Origin of the sequence: Streptomyces sp. SID5910, from assembly GCF_009862125.1 — a bacterium.
Classification (GTDB): domain Bacteria; phylum Actinomycetota; class Actinomycetes; order Streptomycetales; family Streptomycetaceae; genus Streptomyces.
Genome location: NZ_WWHX01000711.1, coordinates 1 through 591 on the forward strand (window position 1 = coordinate 1; position 591 = coordinate 591).

Here is a 591-nt window from a genome sequence, read left to right on the forward strand (position 1 = left end):
ACAACCTCTCCGCCGGCCCGCCCTGGGCGGCCGCCCTCACCCTGCTGCTGGCCGCCGGCGCCGCCTGGACGACCGCGATGCTCGGCCGCGAGCTGGTCGAGGCCCGCCGGCGCCGCGCCCGGTCCCGCGCCCACCTGCGCGAACGCGCCCCCGACCTGCCCGCCGGCCTCCCCCGGGCCCGGGGTCCCCTCCTGGTGCTGGAGGACGAGTACCCGGACGCCTGGTGGATGCCCGGCAGCCCGCCCCAGCTGATCGTCACCACGGGCGCCCTGCAACGCCTCACCGACCATCAGCTCGACGCGGTGCTCACCCATGAACGCGGTCACGCGCGGGCCCGGCACGACTGGCTGCTGCACCTGTCGACCGCGCTGGCGACGGGCTTCCCGCGGGTCCCGCTCTTCTCCCACTTCTGCGACCAGACGCACCGCCTGGTCGAACTCGCCGCCGACGACACGGCGTCCCGCCGCTGCGGCCACCTGACGACGGCGCTGGCCCTGATCGAGCTCAACCAGCACCGGGGCGTCCTGTCCTGCGCCTCCAGCCACCGCCTGCTCGGCGAACGCGTCGACCGCCTCCTGGAACCCCCGCCCC

General features: G+C 76.5%; 1 protein-coding gene. It reads left to right on the forward strand.

The features are described 5' to 3' along the window. Nucleotides 1–591: M56 family metallopeptidase (locus tag GTW67_RS24715; protein WP_161167004.1), on the forward strand; the 591-nt coding region annotated here is incomplete at both ends.